Origin of the sequence: Microlunatus aurantiacus, from assembly GCF_039536605.1 — a bacterium.
In the GTDB taxonomy this organism is placed as follows: Bacteria; Actinomycetota; Actinomycetes; order Propionibacteriales; family Propionibacteriaceae; genus Microlunatus; species Microlunatus aurantiacus.
In genome coordinates this window covers 1-20939 of record NZ_BAAAYX010000023.1, presented here as the reverse complement: position 1 = coordinate 20939, position 20939 = coordinate 1, and the positions used below count along the sequence as shown (strand labels likewise).

The following is a 20939-nucleotide window of genomic DNA, read 5'->3' as shown; positions in this document are numbered from 1 at the left end:
CCGCTTCCCGCACGCGTGACCCGGGTCGTCATGGCAGCTGAAGCACGATCTGTTGGTCGGGTTGAAGCCGGAGGTTGCCAGGGTCGCCGGCGACGAGCCGCCGATTGCTGGTGACCGTGATGTCCTGGCCGGTCTCGGTGCGGACCCCGCCGATCTGGGTGGCTGTCAGCCTGACCCCCCACTGGGTGAACAGCTGGCCGAGGGTGAAGACCTCGCCGATGGTGTCGGCCTCGATGTGCAGGGTGCCGTCGGGCTCATGGGTGTGCAGGGCGGACATGGCGCCGGTGGAGGGGTCGACGCCGATGTTGCCCGGCACCGGCACCTCCTCGCCGTGGATGAGGATCCGAAGATGCGGGTGGTAGTGCTCCGCTGTGCCCATCGGCCCGAGGTCGAGCCCGGCACTGGCGACCCGGGCGGCGACGTCGCTGGGCGCCGGCCACGGCGGCGGCGACGTGCCGTCGAGCTCGACCGGCGCACCGGCAGCCGGGCTGGGCTCCTTGGCCCGGTCGACCGGGGCGGGGGTGCACGCCGCTGAGACGCCGGCGAGGACGACGGTGAGGACCAGGGCCGCGACGGCTCGCCAGGAGCCGAACCTTGGTGCTGAGATGACCGGAAGACTCCTGACCGGCCGCCGGGGAAGTGACGTCCCTGCCTGGGGTCGGATCTTACGATCCCGGTCCGCCGGGATGGTCCTAGGCCGGGCCACGGCGGCATTCACGGCGGTGCATCCTCTTGGGTGCTGGGTGGCCGCCGGAAGCTGTGCAGCAGCATCAGGCCTGCGCCGGTCACGATGGCGACATCGGCGAGGTTGAAGGTGGGCCACCAGCCGGTGTGCAGGTAGTCGGTGACCACACCGTCGAGGGCACGGTCAGTCACGTTCCCGACCGCTCCACCCAGCACCAAGGCCAGGCCCACTCGAGCGACCCGGCCGAGCGTCGGCGCCATCCGCCAGGCGAAGATGGCGACCCCGGCGACCACCAGCCCGGTGATAATGACGATCGCTGCCGCCGGTAGGGCGGCGCCCAGTCCGAACGCGGCGCCGGGGTTGAACAGCAACCGCAGGTCCACCGGGCCGGGCAGGTCGACGGTGCCCCTCCCGGGCAGGTTCCGGGCGGCGGCGGCCTTGACCGCCAGGTCGGCGGCGGCAATCACGACGGCCGTGCCGAACAGCCTGATCCGGAGCCCAGTCGGCGAGCGGGCCGCGACGTCAGGGCGGGTGGTCACGGCAGCTGACGCGGAGCTGCGACCAGCGGCGCCGTCGCGGACGGGACGGGCGCCTCGGGCAGCGGATGGGCTCGGCCGGCGCGGACGCCGTTGGCGATGACGATGATCTCGGCGATCTCGTGGACCAGGACGACGGCGGCCAGGCCGAGGACACCGAGCAGGGCCAGCGGCATCAGCACGACGATGATGGCCAGCGATAGTCCGACGTTCTGCAGCATGATGGCCCGGGAGCGGCGGGCGTGGGCCAGGGCCTGCGGCAGGTGGCGCAGGTCCTCCCCCATCAAGGCGACGTCGGCGGTCTCGATCGCGACGTCGGTGCCCATGGCGCCCATCGCGATCCCGACGTCGGCGGTCGCCAGCGCCGGGGCATCGTTGACGCCGTCACCGACCATGGCGGTGGGCTGTCGGGCGCGGAGGTCGCCGATGATGCGGGCCTTGTCCTCGGGGCGCAGGTCGGCGTGGACGGCGTCGGCGGGGATGCCGGCCTGAGCGGCCAGCGCGGCGGCGGTGGCGTGGTTGTCGCCGGTGAGCATCACCACCCGGTAGCCGGATCCGTGCAACCGGGCGACCACCTCGCCGGCTTCGGGGCGGAGCTCGTCGCGGACCGCGACCGCGCCGATCACTGCCCCGTCCACCTCGACCAGCACCGCGGTGGCCCCGGCGTGCTGCATCCGGCCGACCGCCTCCTGCAGCGCGCCGGCCGGGACCCAGCCGGGCCGACCCAGCCGGGCGGGCCGTCCGTTCACGGTGCCGGTCAGGCCCGCCCCGGTCACCGCCTCGACATCGTGGGCGTCGCCCGGCCGGTCCACTGCGGCCAGGATGGCCCGGGCCAACGGGTGCTCACTGCGGGCCTCGAGCGCCGCCGCCACCGCCAGCACCTGGTCCCGGTCGACACCCGGGGCGGTGGCCACGTCGACGACCGCTGGGGCGTTCCGGGTGATCGTGCCGGTCTTGTCCAAGGCGATCGTGCGCAGGGTGCCCAGCGCCTCCAGGGCGGCGCCGCCCTTGACCAGCACGCCGAGCCGGCTGGCGGCGCCGACAGCGGCCACCACGGTCACCGGCACGGCGATGGCCAGGGCGCACGGCGAGGCGGCGACCAGCACCACCAGGGCCCGTTCCAGCCACAGCAGCGGATCGCCGAGCAGTGCGCCGAAGCCGGCGACCAGGACGGCGACGACCATCACCCCCGGCACCAACGGCCGGGCGATCTTGTCGGCGAGGCGCTGGCTGGCACCCTTGCGGGCCTGCTCGGTCTCTACGATCGCCACGATCCGGGCCAGGGAGTTGTCGGCGGCCGCCGCGGTCACCGTGACGGTCAAGGCACCGGTGCCGTTGATCGAGCCGGCGTACACGGGGTCGCCGGGGCCGGCCTCCACCGGTACCGACTCCCCGGTGATCGCGGACACGTCCAGCGCGGTGCGGCCGGCACCGATGGTGCCGTCGGTGGCCAGCCGCTCCCCCGGCTTGACCAGCATGGTGTCCCCCACCCGCAGGTCGGCAGGGGCGACCACCAGCTCGGCGCCGTCCCGGACCACGGTGGCCTGGGCGGGCACCAGGTCCAGCAGCGCCCGCAGGCCCCGGCGGGTCCGGGCGATCGAATACTCCTCCAGCCCTTCGCTGATCGAGTACAGGAACGCCAACGCGGCGGCCTCCCCGACCTCACCCAACGCGACCGCCCCCACGGCAGCGATCGTCATCAGCGTGCCGACACCGATCTTGCCTTTGACCAGCTGGCGCAGCGTGGACGGGACGAACGTCGACGCCCCGAGCAGCAGCCCGACCACCTGCAGCAGCAGGACCTCGGTGGTCCGGGCCGGGGCGAGCCAGTCGACCACCAGCGCAGCCAGCAGGAACACCCCCGCCGCGGCGGCGAACCGCAGCTCGCTGACCTCCCACAGCCGCTCCGGCTCGCCGTCCTCGTCGTCGTCGTGCTCATCGTCGGCGTCGACGGTGGTCAGGCGGCGTGGTTCGTCGTCGGCGGGTCCGCAGTCCTCGCTCATCGGCCGGCCTCGCCGGTGCCGTCGGTTCCGCCGTAGGTCGGGCACAGGGCGACGGCATAGCCGGTGGCGGCCAGCAGCGACTCGGCGACCTCGAGCAGGGTAAACAGCTCCGGTCGGGTCAGGGAGTAGAAGGTCTGCCGGCCCTCCGGGCGACCGGCCACCAGCCCACACTCCCGCAGACAGCCCAGATGCTTGGACACCGTCGACTGGGGAAGTGCCAGCTCGGCCACCAGGTCGGTCACTCGGGCCTCGCCCCGCGCGAGTCGTTGCACAATCTGCAGCCGGGTCCGGTCCGCCAAGCCATGGAACAACGCTTCCGCTGCCGCCGCTCCGACCGGGTCCGAGGTCAGCGGGAGCCCCTCCGTCGAAATCATCACCGCGGGAGAATAACATTGCAGTACCGTGGTTTGACAGGGGAGGCTTGCGATGCTGATGAACCGGATGGAGTCGCGACTCATCGACTCACCGCCGCGCCGCCTGGTGCAGCGCTTCGAGGTGGCCCGGCTCTCCTCCCTCGGCGGCCGCACGCCGGGTGCCCGGGTCGCTGAGCTGGGCTGCGGCCCTGGCTACGGGACCAAGCTGATCCTGGACGTGTTCGGCGCCGCCACCGTGGACGCGGTCGACCTGGACCCGGCGATGATCGCCAAGGCGGCCGGCCGGCTGGCCCGCTACCAGGGCCGGGTGAACCTCGCCGAAGGCTCGGCCACCGACCTCGCCGCGGCTTTCGCCGCCTTCGACGGCGGGCAGGACGGCCACTATGACGCCGTGTTCGACTTCGCCGTGATCCACCACATCCCCCGGTGGCGGAACGCCCTCGCCGAGGTCGCACGGGTCCTCCAACCGGGCGGCCGGTTCTTCTTCACCGAGGTCACCGCCGCCGCGCTGGCCCGCCCCAGCTACCAGAAGCTGTTCGACCACCCCACCGAGGACCGGTTCACCGCCGGGGAGTTCCTCGCCGAGCTGGCCGGCCACGGCCTCGACGTCGGCGATATGTGGCGCACCTACATCGGCGGCGACTACCTTCTCGGCGCCGCCACCCGGCTCACCACCCGCGGGGAAACCGATGCGTGACCATCCGCTGCAGCTGGTCCTCGACACCCGGCGGGCGCAGCATGAAGGACCCGCCGGCCTGGCCCGCCGGCAACAGACACGGCTCGCCGAGCTGGTCGCCTTCGCCCGGCGCACCTCACCGACCTACCGCACCCGCTACCGCGGACTGCCCGACCGGATCGAGGATCCCGCGCTGCTGCCGGTGGTCGACAAGCCGACCCTGATGGCCGAGTTCGACGACTGGGTCACCGACCCCACCGTCACCGCGGACACCGTGCAGGTTTTCGCCGACGACCCCCGCCGGATCGGGCAGCCCTTCCTCGGCCGCTACACCCTCACCACCACCTCCGGCACCACCGGCACCCGGGGCCTGTTCCTGCTCGACCACACCAGCCTGAGCGTCGCCGGCGTCGTCATGCTGCGGGCACTCACCCACTGGCTCAGCAGACCCGACCTCGCCCGCGTGCTGCGAGGCGGCGGACGGATCGCCATGGTCATGGCCACCGGCGGCCACTTCGCCTCCGCAGTTGCCGCCGCCCGGCTGCGCAGCAGCCCGGTCCGGCGCCGCCTGATCTCGGTGATGTCGGTCCACAGCCCGCTGCCCGAGCTCGTCGACCAGCTGAACCGGGTGCAGCCAGCCATCCTGACCCCCTACGCCAGCATCGCCGCGCTACTGGCCGGCGAACAGCACGCCGGTCGCCTCCGCATCCGACCCGCCGTCATCGTCCTGGCTGCTGAGGGTCTACCGCCCGCCGACTACGACCGCATCGAAGCGGCCTTCCCGACCGCCGCAGTTGTCTCCAGCTACGCCGCCACCGAATGCCCGTTCCTGAGCTTCAGCTGCCCTGAGCGGTGGCTGCACGTCAACAGCGACTGGGTCATCGTGGAGCCGGTCACCGCCGACCACCAACCCGTGCTGCCGGGTGAGCTGTCGGACACGGTGCTGATCAGCAACCTGGCCAACCGGATCCAGCCCATCCTCCGCTACGACCTCGGCGACCGGGTCATGCAACGCCCCGACCCCTGCCCCTGCGGGCTACCCTTCCCCGCCGTCCGGGTGCACGGCCGCACCGCCGACTTCCTCACCATCCCCCGGCAAAACGGCGACCCGGCGGTGGTCCCCGCACTGGCCTTCGCCACCCTCATCGACCAGACGGCAGGCATCGACCAGGCACAGATTGTCCAAACCTCACCCACCGAGCTCAGTGTCCGACTACGGACCAGACCCGACGCACAGCTCGACCCGACCTGGAACGCCCTCGCCGCAGCACTGCGCCGACTGCTCGACGACCAAGGCCTCAGCCACGTCACCCTCTCCCAGGACCATCAGACGCCGCAACCCACTTCTGGCGGCAAATACCGGAGCCTGATCCCGCTCACGCAGCCCACCACCCCCCCGTAAGGGTCCTCGTCGTACTTCGTTGGAAGTGGGACTCGCGGGCTGTGAGCTGACCGGAAACGGGTCTGAGCCTACGGGAGGGGTGGGGCGGGCGCCGACGTTGTCATCAGCACCGCTGCCGCCCCGCCTGCAGCGCCGCGACCGGCTGCCCCTCTCCTCCGGCAGGCCACGAAACCAAGGACGTCACCGACCCCCACGTCAACACCGCGTGCGACCCCGAAGCTCGGCATTCTCAGACCGGCCCCGCCCGCGCTTGGACCGCTGAGCGGCGACCGCGGCTGCACCGACCAGGTCCGCTTCATCGTGGCGTTCGCCATCACCCACAACGTGACCGAGGCGGTCATCGCCACCACGGCCGGCGTTCTCGCCTCGTCGACGGCGCCGATCGGGTTCGCACTGGACTCGGTCATCGAGGTGCTGTCTGTGGTGGCGATCGCCGGGCAGTTCAACCGCAACGACCCCGAGCGGTGGGAGAAGGCCACCGTGCGGGCCATCGGGATCGCCTGACCGCCCACCACGACTAGCCCCACCCTGCTAGCACCGATCAACATCACCGCAGGCGATCCAGCGACTCAGACCGCTCCACCATCTCCGTATACGACGGTCGCTTGGTTGTTACTCATTCACCAGGACGGGAACCCCGACGGCGGCCGCGACTGCGACGCCTTTCAGCTCGGGTGGTACTTGGATGCGGAAGGCGTGGGTCTGATCGGCGGCGCCTTCCTGGTCGTGATCGTCAGAGCTCCCGTCCAGGTGATAGACGTACCGGGCGGTGCCGATGAGCGTGCCGTTGCGGTTGTAGAAGCCGGCGAGCGCCTCGAATTCGAGGACGGCGCTGACGTCGCTGGTGATGGTGGCGGCGCCGCTCAACGTGGTTCCGTCAAAGCTGAGTTGCTCGAAGTGGAAGCGGTCGTCGAAGGGTCCAGGCGCCTCGGCGACTGTGCCGGGAGCAGGCCGCAGGGTGGTGAGACTCGGCAACGTTGGATCGCCGGAAGCGGGTGGAAGGTCGGGGAAGGTGGTTCGGGCCGCTGCCTGGGGATCGCCCAGGTCGTCCTCGCTGCCGGCCACGGCGCAGCCGCCCATGCCCGCGAGGAGGAGCACCCCGACGACGAGCGCCCACCCTAAGGGGCCAGTCAAGGGCCGAGCGAAGGGTCGACTGGTCACGGGCGCTCCCTTTCCGCGGTTGGTGCGACCGGCGTTCAGGTCCGCCCGCACGAGTCGTGGCGCCTACCGGAGGTCAGCGGGTGACGCGGAGCGCGCGGCCGACGACGTCGAAGAGGTCGGTGTTGTCGATGCTGTCGGCCATGTCTTTGGCGCGTGGACCGTAGGCGTACAGCGGCACATCCTGTCCGGTGTGGTTCCCGGACAGATAGCTGAGCCACAGACTCGCCTCCGGGCTGCCGTCTTGGACCGACGCCGGGTCGTCGGCGGTCCGGAAGGTGGCGGGCGCAAAGTTCGCCGGGTTCGTCGAGCCCGACCCGTTGATGGGGCCGGTGGAGCGGGCCGGGTCCTTGGCGTTCGAGGGACGAGTCGGGATGGAGTTGTTCGCCGGGTTGCCGGAATCGGTGTTCCCCGGCGGTCGGGTCGCCTCAGCGTTGGTGAAGCTGCCCTGCTCGACGATGTTGAAGCCGGCGCACTCGTGGTCGGCGGTGACGATCACCAACGTGTTGCCGTCGCGCCTGGCGAAGTCGACGGCTGCGGCGACCGCGTCGTCGAAGGCCTTCATCTCCTCCAGGGTTTGGGCTGCGTCGTTGGCGTGGGACCGCTTGTCGATCAACGCCCCCTCCACCTGCAGATAGAAGCCCTTACCGTTCCGGCTGCGGCTGTTGAGCAGACCGATGGCCTTGCGGGTCATCTCCGGCAAGGACGGCTCGGCGGCCTGGGGCGCGGTCGGGATCTCCCGCTTGTACTTCTCGACGGTCAGGTTGCCGCGGTTGAACAGACCGAAGATCTTCCGGCTCTGGGTGCCTTGCAGATCGGTCCGGGTGGCGACGGTCTGGCTGGTGGGTGAGCCGAGCACGTCGTAGCCCTGGCCCAGCAGGGCCTGCTCGTCGGCGGCGTCGAACCGCGACAGGCCCCCGCCCAAGATCACGTCGGCGGTGCCGTTGCGGGCGATCTGGTCCGCGATCGGGGTGACCCGGACGTCGGTGGTCGGCAGCGGCGTGCCAGTGATCTCGGTGTCTTGGCAGCTGGCCGCGGAGTACGTCGGCCCCTGGCAACCACGCGCCAGGGCGTGGCTCATCTGCCCGGCCGGCGTGGCGTCGGTGATCTCCGACGTGGCGATGTTGCCGGTGCGGTACCCGGCTCGTTTGGCCAGCTCCATCAGCGTCGGCGCCACCCGGCCCTTGGCGTCGACCCCCAGAGCGGCGTTGTAGGTCTTCACCCCCGAGGCCCAGGCGGTGGCCGACGAGGCGGAGTCGGTGACGTAGTTGGGTTCGAAATCTGCGGCGCCGGGCTGACCGGAGTTCTTCTCCACCGCGTAGGTGCGGACCTGCCCGACCACCGGCAGCCGCTCCATGTTCAGGTTGCCGGCCGCGCCGTAGTACCGCTCGCGCGCCGCGGTCACATGCGTCCGGCCCATCCCGTCGCCCAGCAGGTAGATCACGTTCTTGGCCCGTCCACCGCTGTACCGCTCGGGGGCTGCCTGGGCCCCGGCCACGGTGGTGGCCATCAACGCCGCGGCACTCACCAGCGCCGCGACCGCGATCCTTTTGCGTCCCCGCATGCTCTGCTCCGCCCTGTCGTCTGCCTCGCCGTGCTGTCTGGCACCCGGGTCAAGGTAGCCAGATCTCGACCCGGGCCGATGCACACAACATGAAGGCCAGGTGAATGCTCTGCGCCGCGCAGCCTAATCGGGGGGGGCGTCCAGCCGCAACGGTCGGTGCCCAACGGTGTTGCCCGCGGTGTGCTCAGCGGGCAATAAGGATAAGGAGATCGCGGCCTGCAAGATGGCAGGTGTCGATACATCGAGGTGGTCATCGCCAACGACGGACTGTCGGTGGAGGTGAACCCGGAGAACACCTGCGCCACGTGCCGCACGGTGGCACAGCCGAAGACGATGTGGGGACCCGCCAACCGCACCGACTACCGCCCCTCAGAGGACGACAACGCCACCATTCAGGGTGTGCACGGCGGTGCTGTCGGTTAGATGAGGTTGAGCTACGGCGAGGCGAACAAGAACGCCATCGAAGCGGCCAAGGTCAACGGCGGCAATGGCTGCGTCGGCCTCATCGGCCACCACGTGCAGGACGTACCAACAAGGGCTGGCGTGGCTTTGTCAACGCTTGGCTTGTCCCTGGTTGGCGGCGCGTTTCAGCGCCTTCCGCAGATCCGGCAGGTCGGGGAGCCCGCCCCGCGTGGACCCGGTCGGGTAGATGCGGCAATTGAGGCCCGCCGGCTCGCGTGCCGCGGGGAACAGGTCTGCGCCGTCGGCGCGGAACGTGGGCGACCCGGCGAACCCGTACCGGGCGGCGTCGTCGGCGTCGGTGACGGTCAGCACACGAAGGTGGGCCGGAAGGCCCACGTCGGCTAACGCGGTACGCAGCAGATCTTCGGCGGCTTCTCGATGGGGGCAGTCAGGTGTCACCAGCAGATCGATCTCCATCTATCCAGAATGCCTTGGGCTCTGCAGCGTCAACCGCCGCTGGTGGTGGGCGATGTGCCGGGTGCCGTAGTGGTACAGGTCGGCCATGCTCAGGGTGGGTTGTCAGTGCGGATCCCGCAGGCCGCGTAACCGACCACCCGTCGTCGTACGTCGCTCTCCTCATGCAGTGCGGCTCAGACTCTGCAGTGGGCTCTGGTCATGCTCTCAGTGTGGACCGGCTCGCCCATTGAGTTGAGGGTCGTCGATCGACACGATGCCTCGGTTGCCGTCCACGGTGATGTGGGTGCCGTCGGGGATGCGGTGGGTGGCGTTGCTGGTGGCGACGACGGCAGGGATCCCGTATTCGCGGGCGATGAGGGAGGCGTGGGCGGCGGCGGTGCCTCGGTCGGTGACGACGGCGGCGGCGAGGCTGAACAGGGGTGTCCAGGCGGGGGTGGTGGCGGCCGCGACGATGACGTCGCCGGCGGCGACCTTGGTGAAGTCGTCGAGGCCGTGAACGATTCGGGCCGGCCCGGTGGCGCGACCCGGGCTGGCCGGCTGACCGCGGAGCTGGTTGTCGTCGGTGCCGCCGTTGGATCCGGCGCCGACGGTGTCGGCGAGGTGGCGGCCGATCAGCGGGGGCGGCGTGCCGACGGTGAGGGGTGGGGTGAGCCGTCGCTGCCGCTGCCATTGCTGCCGCCGTCGACGCGCGGGGTCGGTAAGTGGTGTCGGGCGGTCCAGTTCGGTGCGGGTCAGGAAGAACACCAGACTGGGGTCGTCGAGGGTGCCGGCTGTTACCAAGGCCTCCCCGAGTCGTCGGGCGCAGGCCCGCAGGAGCGGCCATGCGAGGGTGAGTTTCTCGGCCTGTTCCTCCCGGATCCGGGCGTACCTCTGGGCCAGCGCCAGCAGAGTCGTCCACCCCGTCAGCAGGTGTGGCCTCCCTTGGAGCTGGTCGGAGCAGCGCTGCTGCAGCTGGCGGCGCTCGACCATTGACTGTGACGACGGGCCTTCACCCGGTGGAGCTTGGGCGCGGGCGACGGTGCTCTCACCGGCGGTCGGATGGAACCAGTCGAGGCTGTGCACCGCGTGGGGGGCTGGGGCTGTCCGGACGGACGCGAGGCCGCTGAGCAGCCGGGCAGCGTGGTAGCTGTCGAGCTGGTGTCGGCCCATGAACCGTCGCAGGGCCCGCTCGATCTTCCAGGCGGCGCCGCCGACCACGGCGAGATACCAGAAGTGGTAGCCGGCCGTGTGCACCACCTGCTCGACCAGCGACAGCAGCTCCTCTACCGGGCGATCGTCGACCTGAAGGTCGGCGAGGCGGTGGTAGGCGGGCAGCAGCCGATCTCGCCAGTCCCGGTAGAGCCGGTCCAGTGTCTGGTCGGCCAGATCGGGTCGCCGGCTGGGCAGCACGACGGTGTTCAGCATGAACCGCAACAGCCGGCCGCGGGAACGCAGCACCGCCGCCGGGATCTCAACGATCCGCGGGTTCGGGGTGGCGTAGTACCAGCCGTGCACCAGCCCGTACGGAAAGGAGACGGTCGCGCCGGCGGTGTCCTGCATGGCCGCGCGAAAGCCGGCGTCGAAGGCGGGCAGCAGCCAGTCGCCGAACAGCGGGGTCACCGGCTCCGGCAGCCACTCACCGAGCCGGAAGTTGCACGCCCACAGCCCCGGCCCGGGCGGGGTCCAGGTCACCGAGTCGGGCAGCGCCGTCATCGGCCGGGCCTGGATCACCTGCACCGTGTCGTTGACGATGGCCCATTCCACGTCCTGCGGACAGCCGAACAGCTGCTCCAGCCGGCGCGCAGTGGCGGCCAGCGCCTCTGCCTGCGCAGTCGTCAGCACCTCCGCCGGCCCAGGGGTGGACGCCCGACCGCCGCCCACCCGCCACGACTCACCCGTCACCTCGCCGCCGACCAGGCTCTCGGCCAACCCGGTGACCGCGGTGATCACCGTAACGTCCCGGTCGCCGGTCAGCGGGTCGGCGGTGAACGCCACCCCGGACGCCTCCGCCGCGACCATCGCCTGCACCAGCACGGCCATCCCCGACCTGGCAGCATCCGACTCGGCGTCGCTGGCCCGGTAGGCCGCCACCCGGGCGGTGTCGGCGGACCGGCGGCAGCCGCGCACCGCCTCCGGCACCCCACCTGGGGCCACGTCGAGATAGGACTCATACATCCCGGCGAACGACGCCCCCGCCAGATCCTCCGCCACCGCCGAGGACCGCACCGCCAGCCGACCAGACACGGCTGCGGCAGCGGCTACCAGGTCCGCATCCTCGGCGTGCTCGCCGACCGGTAGCACGAACCCGGCCGGGACCGGAAACGCCGCGGCCAGCGCGACCGCCAGCCGGGCCGCTTTCGATCCGGCCACGGCCGGATCGGCCGCCATCGACGAGGCCAGATCGATGATCACACGACGCCTCCACGATCACACTATAGGTAGCAACGCTACGCAACATGATGCTACTGCGGATCGCCGTGGAAGAGTAGGGTTGCTACGCATGAGGGCGGAGGTGTTGAAGGGCCACCTGGACGGGCTGCTGCTGGCCGCCCTGGAGGCCGGACCGCGGCACGGCTACGCCGTCCGGGAGAGTCTGCGTGAGCTCACCGACGGCGCGTTCGACCTGCCGACCGGCACCATCTACCCGGCACTGCACCGACTGGAGCGTGCCGGCCTGATCAGCGGTGAATGGTCCAGCCCGGAACAGGGCCGGCGTCGTCGCGTCTACCGGCTCACCGCCCGCGGCCGCCGGGCCCTCGGCGAGGAACGCGGTGGCTGGACCGCCTTCGCTGCGGCCATGTCAGCCGTCCTCGGGGCGGAGCCATGGCCGACCACCCGCTGATCACCACCCAGCTGCAGACGCTGGCGTCTCGGCTACCGCCGGCGCTGTTCGCCGAGATCGCCGACGGGCTGCACGAGACCTACCAAGTCCAACTGACGCAGCAGCCGGACCCGCACCTGGCGGCGCAGGCCGCCGTCGCTGAGTTCGGAGACGCCGAGATCATCAGCCGCGCCCTGTGTTGCCGCGCGCCCTGGCGGCGGCACGCCGCAGCCCTGCTGGTCACCGGGCCACTGGTCGGCGCAATCTGGGCCACCACTGTGATCACCCAACAGGCATGGCTATGGCCGCTGTCAGGAACCCTCCGCTTGCTCTTCGGCGTCACCCTGGTCCTGGTCGTCAGCCTGCTCGCACGCGCCATGCTCGAACGGAACCGCTATCGGCAAGGCCAGCGCCGCGTGATCCTCGGGGCCGCCATCCTGATCGCACTGGACCTACTGGCAGGCGCGGCCGTCCTCGGCTACGCCACCATCACCGGCTGGATCGTTCCCGCCGCCCTCGCCGCCAGCGCGCTACGCGTCATCGGTGCGGTATTCATCGGCGCCGAATACCTGGTACACGAGCCAACTCCGCCAGCTTCCTAGCAGGCCGGTCGTCTCACTCAACAGTCGTCTTTCGGTGACTGCGGATCTCGCTGTTGCGCTTGATGGCGTCGGTGGGTCCACACTGACGCCATGTTCTACCGCGTGTTTGGTGCCATCGCCGGCGTCTACCTGCTGCTGGCCTCGGTCAGTCGTTTGATGGAGCAGGCGGGTGTCATGCGGTGTGGCTGCAGCGCGACGTGCTGGTGCAAGCGCCCTGTCTTGATGCCGTTCCGGTGGGTCGTGCCGTGGCGTCACCGGTAGCGGTCAGTCGATTCGAGCCCAGCCGCCCGACGCGTCGATTCTCGGACAGGCCGACACCGAGGACACCCTCTCCAGGGCCGACGGCGTGTGAACACCTGTCGCGGTGGCCATCACTGTGCCGGACTCGGTGAGTGCTCACAGGTCATGCGTGAGCCAGACCTTGGCGACGACGAGCACTGCGGTCATCGCCACGATCAGGAGCGTGATCCACACCAGTCCCCAGCCACGCACTCCGTGCAGATAGGCGCCGGAAGCGCCACCACGACCAACAGCCCGGCCGCGGTGAACACACCGATGTTGGTTGCCTGCTGATGGTGGACGCCGAGAGCTTCGAGCACCAGGGCCACGATCAGGGGAAGGAACGCGGCGCTGATCATCGGAGCCCCAACGCGGGCGTGGTGGGCGGCGACCCGGTGGAGGTGCTGGTGCTCTAGATCAGAGTCACCGATCGAGTAGGCGAAGACGTGGGTCCCGTAGTAGACCAGGTTGGTGGCCAGCAGCGTCAGTTTCCCGGCCGGCAGCGAGGACGTGCCCGCTAGTGTCGACGCGGCCACGATCGCTCCGTAGCAACCCGCGCCCGCGACGGCTCCGACGCTCCAGCCAGTTCATTGGACAGGTCCCTCCGCTGCGGATGGGACCAGGCGATCATGGCAGGCAGCCACCGTTGATCGGCCTGGTACTCAACGCCATGCTCGGCTGGATGTGGGCCGACTCGATCCCCGCCCTCGTCATCGCCGGGCTCGCCTCCGGGAGGGCGTCGAAGCGTGGCGCGAATGACGTCGAGTCACCGTTTCAAGTGCTTGAGGACGGTTCGGGCTGGGTCCGTCCTCCACGACGAACACGCTGAGGACCGGACGTAACCCACCACGTTTCCCCTGGGACGAAGCCGAGGGACAGGCAGACGGCGGGCGGTCCTGCAGCGATCGTCGACGCCTCCGACATTGAAAGGTGACTGCTATCGGCTACAGGATGGTGGTGAACTGCGCGGCCCATTGCCGTAGCGCGGCGGTGGCCCGGTCCCACAGCCCGGTGACGAGCAGGATGCCGACGGCGATCATGGCGGCGCCGCCGAGGCGGAGCAGGGTCTGTTGGTGGCGGCGGAGCAGGTCGACGGCTCGGGTCATTCTGGCGAAGGCGACGGCGGCGATGAGGAACGGGATGCCGAGGCCGAGCGCGTAGGTGAAGGCGAGCAGTCCGCCGCGGCTGGCGCTGGCCTCGGTCAGAGCCAGGGACAAGACGACGCTGAGGGTGGGGCCGATGCACGGGGTCCAGCCGAGCCCGAACACGATCCCGAGCAGTGGTGCGCCGGCGAGTCCGACAGCCGGCATCCGTTGCAGCCGCATCTCCCGGCGGCCGATCGGCAGCAGGCCGGTGAAGACCAGGCCCATGGCGATGGTGACGACGCCGACGGTCCTGCTGATCTGGGTCTGGTAGGTGACCAGGGCTTGTCCGACGGTGCCGAAGATGACACCGGCGGCGACGAACACGGTCGCGAAGCCGAGGACGAACAGGGCGGCACCGGCCAGGGTGCGGCCGGGTCGGGTGTGGCCGGCGACCAGGTCGGCGGCGCCCATGCCGCTGGCGTAGGCGAGGTAGCCGGGCAGCAGCGGCACCACACAGGGGCTGAAGAACGACACCATCCCGGCCAGCAGCGCCACCGGCAGCGCGATGATCATCGATCCGGTGACGGCGTTCTGCATCCAATCGGCGATCTCGAACGGCATCGCGGTCTGCTACTTGCCTTGGGCGACGTCGTCGATCAAACCGAGCAGGGTCGTCTGATCGACCACGCCGACAATCCGGGCGGCGATCCGACCCTTCTTGTCGATGAGCAGCGTGGTCGGGATCCCGTTCGGGGGGAGGGTGCCGGCGAAGCGGACCAGCTGCTCACCGTTCGGGTCGTAGATGTGGGGGTAGCCGATGCCGAAGGCCCGCACGAACGCCCGGGCCGCGTCGGGGCTCGTGTCGCGGATGTTGAGGCCGACGAACGCGGCCGTCTTCGCCGTCTTCTCGCTGGCCTCGGCCAGGTCCTTGGCCTCGAGCCGGCACGGCCCGCACCAGGAGCCCCACACGTTGATGACGACCACCTTGCCCGGGTAGCCGCCGGTCGACACGGTCCCGGTGCCGCTCAACGCCGGACCCGACGCGACGGGCGCCAGCTGCCGGTCAGCGACCGGGATCCAGGTGAGCGCCTTATTCACCTGCGCGGTGTCGCCGGTACCGCCGAGCTCACGGCTGCCGGTCCGGGTCACCACGTCCACCTCCTCCCGACCGCAGGCGCTGAGCAGCAGCAGGGTCGTGAGCAGAGCCGCCAGGACCCGACCGGTGAGCAGGGCGGAGGTCCGCCAGGGTGGGATGCGCATGTCAGAACTGCCAGGCGGTGACGACGACGAGGACAGCGACGATGAGCAGCCAGCCGGCCAGGATGGCGCTGTGGTTACGGCCGGCCACACCAACGGCCCGGTCCAGGGACTCCGGGAGGCGGTGGCGGACCCGGTCCAGGTTGGTGAGGGTGACGTACCAGACGGTCGCGAACGTCGCCGCCCAGGCGGCCATGCAGTACGGACACAGGGCGTGGATGACGGTCAGGCTCTGCACCATCAGCCAGGCCACGAACACGGAGCCGAGCACCGCCCCGACCTGCAGGCCGGCCGTGTACCAGCCGGCGAGCCGGCCGCCGGCGAGCAGCATCGCCCCGGTGGCGGCGACCACCGCGAACCCGGCGATCCCCAGGTACGGGTTCGGGAAACCGAACACTGCCGCCTGCGGCGAGCTCATCACCGGACCGCAGGACAGGGTGGCGTTGATGCTGCAGGACGGGGTGTAGAACGGGTTGGTCAACAGCCAGTACTTCTCCACCGCCAACACGAACGCGGCAGCGAACCCAACCAGCCCCGCGACGAGCAGCACCCACGCCACCGTCCGGGTCGCCACCACCTCCGAGGTCCGGTCCAGATCGGCGGTGTCCAGGTGGGCGTCGGCGGTGACGTCGGAAGCTGTGCGGGTCACTGCTGGTCCAGGGCCTGGTCGAGGGCGGTGGTGAGCTCGTCGTAAGACTTCGGCTCCAGCCGTTGCCCGTTGACGAAGAACGTCGGGGTACTGGTCACGCCCATGGCCTTGCCGTCGTCGAGGTCGGCCTGGATCCGCGCCTTGGTGGCGTCGGAGGCGTAGTCGATGTCCCACTGGGCCATGTCCAGGCCGAGGTCTTGGGCGTACGGGCGGAACCGGTCGTCCATCGGGACCTGCTGCTCACCCCACTCGGACTGGGTCTCGTACATCTTCTTGTACATCGCCTCGAACTGGCCTTGCTGCGCGGCGGCCTCGACGGCCCGCGCGGCCCGTTGCGCGTTGAAATGCCCGTCCAGCGGGAAGTAGCGGACCACAAACGACACCCGGTCGCCGTAGGCGGCACGGAGCTGCTCCACCGCCGGGAACGCCGCCCCGCAGGCCTCGCACTCGAAGTCGAGGAACTCCACGAACGTCACCTTGCCGTCGGGCACATCCGATAGCCGGTGCGATTCGTCCCGGACCGTCACATCCGCCGCCGTCGATGTCGGCGTCTCACCGCCCCGCGACCGCACCTGCAGGATCACACCGATCGCCATCAGCAGCAGCACGATCCCGGCCGCGACGGCGGTGATGATCCGGTTCCGTTTCTTCGACCGGGCGGCGGCCTGCTGCTGGGCGGCCAGCCGGGCCCGCCTGCTCGACTGGTCGGGACGAGAGTTCTTCGTGTGTCGGCTGGCCATGACGGTGAGTCGACTCCTTCAGTGTCAGATGCGGCGATGGGTCAACGGATGCGCCCATCGATTAGTTGCCTACAGCAGTTGCAGCCTCCAGTCGGAGAATGTCTCATCGTCCTACGGCGATCTTGACAGATCCGCCAAAATCCGATGTCATCGTTACGTGACGATGAATAGGGCTGCGCATCCGCTGGCGCAACGAGCTGGCCGAGGAAGCCGACGCCTCCGCCGAAACCGGACCCGCCGCTGCGGTCGACCTGTTCCGCAGCCTGGCCGACCCCGCGAGGCTTGCCATCCTGCGGCATCTCGCCCTCGGCGAGCACCGGGTCGTCGATCTCACCGCGCACCTCGGTCTGGCGCAGAGCACCACCTCAGCCCACCTAGCCTGCCTGCGCGACTGCGGACTCATCGCCTCCCGCACCGTCGGACGAGCCTCGATGTACTCCCTGGCCGTCGAAGACGAGCTGATGGGGCTGCTCGCGGCCGCCGAGCGGCTGCTGGCCGTCACCGGTGACGCGGTCACTTTGTGCCCCAGCAACCACCACCCGGCCGCCGCCGGCGAGGCGACGCTGCCCGAGCCAGCGGACGCGATAGCGACCTCACGATGAACGAGTGGGCCGCTCCCGCCGCCGGCCTGCTGTACGCGGCCGCGGTTGTGTTGCTGCTGATCCGGCGGAGCTGGCGGCAGTACCGGCTGACCGGATCGACCGGGTTCAACGGCTTCCGCGGCGCGGCCCAGGACCCGTCCGCCCGAGTCGGTGGGATCGGGTTCGCCGCGGCCGTGGTGATCGGGCTGGTGGCGCCCTGGCTGGCCACCGCCGGGCTGCTGCCCGTCTGGAATATCCCGCTCCTGGTGGCCGGACTCGGCGCCCTGGCCGCCGCCGCGGGCGTGCAGCTGGGCGTCACCGCGCAGCAGGCGATGGGCCGGTCGTGGCGGATCGGCGTCGACCAGGCCGAGACCACCGCGCTGGTCACCGACGGCCCGTTCCGGCTGGTCCGCAACCCGATCTTCACCGCGTTGATGATGATCCAAGCCGGCACCGCGACCATGGCCCCGACCTGGCTGTCCCTGCTCGGCGCAGTACTGATGACCGCTGCCTGCCAGATCCAGACCCGGCTGGTCGAAGAGCCCTACCTGCTGCGCCGCCACGACACCGCCTACCCGGCGTACGCGGCCGAGGCCGGCCGGTTCGTGCCCGGTGCGGGTCGCCTCCGCGACGTCACGGCTGCATCCACACCGCACTCCTCCCGGGGGCGGTCATGACCGGCGGCCACAGCCACTCCCACGCCCCCGTCACCGCGACCGGCCGGCACCGCCGCCGTCTGGTCCTGGTGGTGGCCATCACCGCCGCGGTGTTCGTCGCGCAGGTGATCGGCGGCCTGGCCTCGGGGTCGCTGGCGCTGCTGGCCGACGCCGGACACATGCTGACCGACTCCACCGGCCTGGTCATCGCCTTGATCGCCGCCACCCTGGCCGCCCGGCCCGCCACCCCGGCCCGCACCTACGGGCTGCAGCGGGTCGAGGTGCTGGCCGCGATGATCAACGGCCTGCTCCTGGCCGGGATCGCGGTCTGGGTGCTAGCCCGCGCCATCGAACGCTGGAACCAGCCCGTGGAGATCTCCAGCGGCCTGATGCTGACCGTCGCCGTGATCGGCGCCATCGCCAACACCGCCGGGCTGCTGATCCTGCGGGGCGGCAAGGACGAGAGCCTGAACCTCCGCGGCGCCTACCTGGAGGTCCTCGGCGACCTGCTCGGCTCCTTGGCCGTCATCGTCGCCGCCCTGGCCATCATCGTCACCGGCTACACCCGTGCCGACTCGATCGCCTCCGTGCTGATCTTCGTCATGATCATCCCGCGCGCGTTCTCGCTGCTCCGCGACGTCATCGACGTGCTCCTGGAAGCCACTCCCCGCGGCATCGACCTCGACCAGATCCGCCAGCACATCCTCGACATCGAGGGCGTCACCGACGTCCACGACCTGCACGCCTGGACCATCACCAGCGGCGTACCCGTCCTGTCCGCCCACGTCGTCGTCGACGCCACCTGGCTGGCCGAAGGCCGCACCGGCGAAATCCTCGACCGACTCGGCGAATGCCTCGGCGAGCACTTCGACGTCGACCACTGCACCTTCCAACTCGAACCCGAAAGCCACAAAGCCCACGAACCCGCCCACCACGACTGACTTCAACGAACCTCCGGCTAATTCCCGATTAGTTCGGCCACCGCAGCTCACGTCCCGCTCCACTGCGGTGGAGTTGACCTTTGTCGCTTGCTATCCAGCGATTCGGGCTTGAGTGATGAGCTGCTCAGTGCATCGTCGAGATCGACGGCGGTGTTCAGCGAGGCGGCACCCAGACCGAGCTCGACCACGGCCAGGGCGACATCAGGCTGGATGCCGATCACAGTTGCCGGGGCGCCGCGGAGCCGGGCCATCTCCGCGATGTCGGCCAGGGCCCGGACACCGAAGAAATCAATCACGTCCAGGCCGTCGACATCGATCCTCACCACCTGAACAGCCGCCGATGTGCCCGCCGATCCTCCCAACCCCAGCCGAAACAAACACGCCGGGTGGGCATCATCCAATGCACTCCCCACCTGTCTTAACGCCGTCAACCCCACCGTGCCCCAGGAATAGACTGCGGGCCGCTCATCCATTGGTGAAGTGCAGCCCGCCCAGGAGAGGAAACCCGTGGCCCCACCGGACAAGCCGACATCTCGCCGCACACCCGGCGGTGCCGCCCCGAACAGCCGCCGCCATCAACTGGCCGCCGCCGACGTCGCCAACCGGGCCGGGCAGCGCCGCCGGACCGCCGCCCTGGTGGCCATCTGCGTCGTGTTGGCGACGGCGCTGCTGTCCTACCCGGTGTATCTGGTGATCCAAGACAGCCGGGCCAGCAACACCGCCCTGGCCGACCTCGGCGTCGCTCAGTCCGACGCCGGCTGTGACCCGGTCGCCACCAGCCCAGCCTCCGGCAACCAGAATCACGTCGCCGACGGCACCCCCGTCACCTACGACCCGGCCCCACCCGCCTCCGGACCGCACTACGCCTCACCCGCCCCGTTCAGCAAGCGCTTCTACACCGTCGACGACCGACCCGCCGTGGCGACCCTGGTCCACAACCTCGAACACGGCTACACGGTGGCCTGGTACCGCCCCGACGCCCCCCAAGGCGACGTCGACGCCCTGCAGGCCGTGGCCAAGACGTTCACCGCCTCCGACTACGACCCCACCCAGAAGTTCATCGCCGCCCCCTGGACCACCGCCGACGGCGCCTTCCCCGCCGGGAAGAATCTCGTCCTCGCCCACTGGACCGCCGACCCCGCCCAACCCGCTGACACGACCCTCCAACAAGGCGTGCAGCAGGCCTGCGCCACCGTCAGCGGCGCAGCCGTCGGCTCCTTCCTGCAGACCTACCCCGCCACCAGCTCACCCGAACCCAACGGCGCCTGAGCCACCGAGCTCGGCGCCGTCCCGCCCGACCAGGTTTGGGCCCCAGCGCGATCTCGCAAAAGTCTTTTCCCCTCAGAAGGTCCGGCGGAGAAGTGCAGGCGAACGAATCACCAACTGACACCGCACCAAACACCTCCGAGGAAGTGAACATCAGGGCTGTCAGATTCGAAGTCAGTCGTCCGTCGAACCGATACTCATCGGGCAAGCCTTGGTCGTCCGCGATGCGTAGGGACGTCACGGATCCAGGTCCGCGCCCTACCCACTTCCACAGTCCAGCACAGTCTCGGTGGACGGCCACCAAGGCCAGAGGGACTCTGACAGGTTGGGCGCCGACGAACGCGTTCCCCGCCCGCCAGCAGCGCCTCGCAGCCGGCTTTGAACTCAGCGCCCTTCGCCCGAGCCGGATCCGACCCTGCCGCGCATCTAGGTGATCGACGGCCGCCGACCTCGCAAGAGGGGCGGAGGCTAGGCCGCCGTGCTCGCTGAACGGTCGGACCACGAACCCGCCTGTAGCTCAACTGCGGGCTCGGGGGGCAGCGGCCTCAGCTCTGGCTGAGGTGAGGGAACGGTTGGGCTGGGCCGTGCACGTGGAGAGCGGCTCGGGTGCCGGTTGCGGGGACGGGTGTCCCCGTGAGTCGGGCTTGGACCCTGTCGGAGGTCGGGAGGAGCTCGAGCTCGATCAGCGCATCGTGGCCGTAGTAGTCGACGGAGCGGACGACACCGGTGGCGGGGGAGCCAGTCGCCGTGCCGTCGAGTTCGGGTGGTGTGAGCCGGATCTGCTCGGGGCGGAGGATGATCGTGAT

26 protein-coding genes are annotated in these 20939 nt (G+C 70.2%); 11 read left to right on the top strand and 15 right to left on the bottom strand.

All coding sequences use genetic code 11. The annotated features are described in order from the left end of the window. Positions 1-28 precede the first annotated feature (28 nt). From ABD714_RS20795 to ABD714_RS20780, 4 genes are read right to left on the bottom strand one after another with little or no spacing between them, the layout of a single operon-like run. A complete protein-coding gene (locus ABD714_RS20795; protein WP_344814373.1) occupies positions 29-718 on the bottom strand; it encodes a hypothetical protein in 690 nt (229 codons plus the stop codon). After that, positions 715-1224: a signal peptidase II gene (gene lspA, locus ABD714_RS20790; RefSeq protein WP_344814372.1), complete on the bottom strand. Its 510-nt coding sequence runs from the start codon at positions 1222-1224 to the stop codon at positions 715-717. The genes ABD714_RS20795 and lspA overlap by 4 nt, the downstream gene beginning before the upstream one ends. After that, positions 1221-3224, bottom strand: coding sequence for a heavy metal translocating P-type ATPase (locus ABD714_RS20785; RefSeq protein WP_344814371.1), 2004 nt, complete (start codon positions 3222-3224; stop codon positions 1221-1223). The genes lspA and ABD714_RS20785 overlap by 4 nt, the downstream gene beginning before the upstream one ends. Continuing rightward, positions 3221-3598, bottom strand: a complete 378-nt coding sequence (locus tag ABD714_RS20780) for an ArsR/SmtB family transcription factor (protein ID WP_344814400.1) — start codon at positions 3596-3598, stop codon at positions 3221-3223. Before ABD714_RS20780 ends, ABD714_RS20785 begins: the two co-directional genes overlap by 4 nt. Before the next feature lie 52 nt (positions 3599-3650). On the opposite strand from ABD714_RS20780, the gene ABD714_RS20775 reads away from it, so the two are divergent. The 3 genes from ABD714_RS20775 (at position 3651) to ABD714_RS20765 (ending at position 6180) form a co-directional block, all read left to right on the top strand. Continuing rightward, entirely contained in the window at positions 3651-4295 is a 645-nt protein-coding gene (locus ABD714_RS20775) for a class I SAM-dependent methyltransferase (protein ID WP_344814370.1), read from the top strand. Beyond that, positions 4288-5676 (top strand): phenylacetate--CoA ligase family protein, encoded by a 1389-nt coding sequence (locus ABD714_RS20770; RefSeq protein WP_344814369.1) that lies wholly within the window; start codon positions 4288-4290, stop codon positions 5674-5676. Before ABD714_RS20775 ends, ABD714_RS20770 begins: the two co-directional genes overlap by 8 nt. Before the next feature lie 300 nt (positions 5677-5976). Then, entirely contained in the window at positions 5977-6180 is a 204-nt protein-coding gene (locus ABD714_RS20765) for a hypothetical protein (RefSeq protein ID WP_344814368.1), read from the top strand. A 108-nt stretch (positions 6181-6288) separates the two neighbouring features. On the opposite strand, the gene ABD714_RS20760 is transcribed toward ABD714_RS20765, so the two are convergent. Beyond that, positions 6289-6837 (bottom strand): hypothetical protein, encoded by a 549-nt coding sequence (locus ABD714_RS20760; protein ID WP_344814367.1) that lies wholly within the window; start codon positions 6835-6837, stop codon positions 6289-6291. Between the two features lie 73 nt (positions 6838-6910). After that, entirely contained in the window at positions 6911-8398 is a 1488-nt protein-coding gene (locus tag ABD714_RS20755) for an alkaline phosphatase (RefSeq protein WP_344814366.1), read from the bottom strand. Positions 8399-8644: 246 nt separating this feature from the next. Between ABD714_RS20755 and ABD714_RS20750 the strand changes: the two genes are divergently transcribed. Then, positions 8645-8821, top strand: coding sequence for a type 2 periplasmic-binding domain-containing protein (locus tag ABD714_RS20750; protein ID WP_344814365.1), 177 nt, complete (start codon positions 8645-8647; stop codon positions 8819-8821). Positions 8822-8950: 129 nt separating this feature from the next. Here the strand turns inward: ABD714_RS20750 and ABD714_RS20745 are convergent, their stop codons facing one another. Both ABD714_RS20745 and ABD714_RS20740 read right to left on the bottom strand, forming a co-directional pair. Continuing rightward, positions 8951-9277, bottom strand: coding sequence for a thioredoxin family protein (locus ABD714_RS20745; protein WP_344814364.1), 327 nt, complete (start codon positions 9275-9277; stop codon positions 8951-8953). 204 nt (positions 9278-9481) lie between these two features. Beyond that, a complete protein-coding gene (locus ABD714_RS20740; protein WP_344814363.1) occupies positions 9482-11668 on the bottom strand; it encodes a PEP/pyruvate-binding domain-containing protein in 2187 nt (728 codons plus the stop codon). 88 nt (positions 11669-11756) lie between these two features. On the opposite strand from ABD714_RS20740, the gene ABD714_RS20735 reads away from it, so the two are divergent. The 3 genes from ABD714_RS20735 (at position 11757) to ABD714_RS20725 (ending at position 12940) form a co-directional block, all read left to right on the top strand. Then, positions 11757-12098, top strand: coding sequence for a PadR family transcriptional regulator (locus ABD714_RS20735; RefSeq protein WP_344814362.1), 342 nt, complete (start codon positions 11757-11759; stop codon positions 12096-12098). After that, complete coding sequence (locus ABD714_RS20730; RefSeq protein ID WP_344814361.1) at positions 12080-12679, top strand: hypothetical protein; 600 nt, start codon at positions 12080-12082, stop codon at positions 12677-12679. The genes ABD714_RS20735 and ABD714_RS20730 overlap by 19 nt, the downstream gene beginning before the upstream one ends. A 90-nt stretch (positions 12680-12769) precedes the next feature. Further along, entirely contained in the window at positions 12770-12940 is a 171-nt protein-coding gene (locus ABD714_RS20725) for a hypothetical protein (RefSeq protein WP_344814360.1), read from the top strand. A 194-nt stretch (positions 12941-13134) separates the two neighbouring features. On the opposite strand, the gene ABD714_RS20720 is transcribed toward ABD714_RS20725, so the two are convergent. The 5 genes from ABD714_RS20720 to ABD714_RS20700 all read right to left on the bottom strand — a co-directional run bounded on the left by ABD714_RS20720 (position 13135) and on the right by ABD714_RS20700 (position 16689). Beyond that, a complete protein-coding gene (locus ABD714_RS20720; RefSeq protein ID WP_344814359.1) occupies positions 13135-13494 on the bottom strand; it encodes a hypothetical protein in 360 nt (119 codons plus the stop codon). Between the two features lie 408 nt (positions 13495-13902). After that, positions 13903-14664, bottom strand: a complete 762-nt coding sequence (locus tag ABD714_RS20715; RefSeq protein WP_425562428.1) for a cytochrome c biogenesis CcdA family protein — start codon at positions 14662-14664, stop codon at positions 13903-13905. Between the two features lie 9 nt (positions 14665-14673). Then, complete coding sequence (locus tag ABD714_RS20710; RefSeq protein WP_344814358.1) at positions 14674-15303, bottom strand: TlpA family protein disulfide reductase; 630 nt, start codon at positions 15301-15303, stop codon at positions 14674-14676. A 1-nt stretch (position 15304) separates the two neighbouring features. Next, positions 15305-15949, bottom strand: a complete 645-nt coding sequence (locus ABD714_RS20705) for a vitamin K epoxide reductase family protein (protein ID WP_344814357.1) — start codon at positions 15947-15949, stop codon at positions 15305-15307. Beyond that, complete coding sequence (locus ABD714_RS20700) at positions 15946-16689, bottom strand: DsbA family protein (RefSeq protein WP_344814356.1); 744 nt, start codon at positions 16687-16689, stop codon at positions 15946-15948. The genes ABD714_RS20705 and ABD714_RS20700 overlap by 4 nt, the downstream gene beginning before the upstream one ends. Before the next feature lie 197 nt (positions 16690-16886). Between ABD714_RS20700 and ABD714_RS20695 the strand changes: the two genes are divergently transcribed. Genes ABD714_RS20695 through ABD714_RS20685 form a run of 3 tightly spaced genes read left to right on the top strand, consistent with a single transcriptional unit; the run spans position 16887 to position 18867 of the window. After that, entirely contained in the window at positions 16887-17291 is a 405-nt protein-coding gene (locus ABD714_RS20695) for an ArsR/SmtB family transcription factor (protein ID WP_344814398.1), read from the top strand. Further along, positions 17288-17947 (top strand): methyltransferase family protein, encoded by a 660-nt coding sequence (locus ABD714_RS20690; RefSeq protein WP_344814355.1) that lies wholly within the window; start codon positions 17288-17290, stop codon positions 17945-17947. Before ABD714_RS20695 ends, ABD714_RS20690 begins: the two co-directional genes overlap by 4 nt. Then, positions 17944-18867, top strand: coding sequence for a cation diffusion facilitator family transporter (locus ABD714_RS20685; protein WP_344814354.1), 924 nt, complete (start codon positions 17944-17946; stop codon positions 18865-18867). The genes ABD714_RS20690 and ABD714_RS20685 overlap by 4 nt, the downstream gene beginning before the upstream one ends. A 47-nt stretch (positions 18868-18914) precedes the next feature. Here ABD714_RS20685 and ABD714_RS20680 read toward each other — a convergent pair whose 3' ends face one another. Further along, the gene (locus tag ABD714_RS20680; protein ID WP_344814353.1) at positions 18915-19340 is read right to left on the bottom strand and encodes an STAS domain-containing protein; all 426 of its coding nucleotides are present in this window, start codon (positions 19338-19340) and stop codon (positions 18915-18917) included. A 34-nt stretch (positions 19341-19374) separates the two neighbouring features. Between ABD714_RS20680 and ABD714_RS20675 the strand changes: the two genes are divergently transcribed. Continuing rightward, a complete protein-coding gene (locus ABD714_RS20675) occupies positions 19375-20136 on the top strand; it encodes a DUF3105 domain-containing protein (RefSeq protein ID WP_344814352.1) in 762 nt (253 codons plus the stop codon). Between the two features lie 542 nt (positions 20137-20678). Here ABD714_RS20675 and ABD714_RS20670 read toward each other — a convergent pair. Beyond that, positions 20679-20939, bottom strand: a 261-nt coding sequence (locus ABD714_RS20670; protein WP_344814351.1) for a TOBE domain-containing protein, incomplete at its 5' end; no start/stop codon positions are given.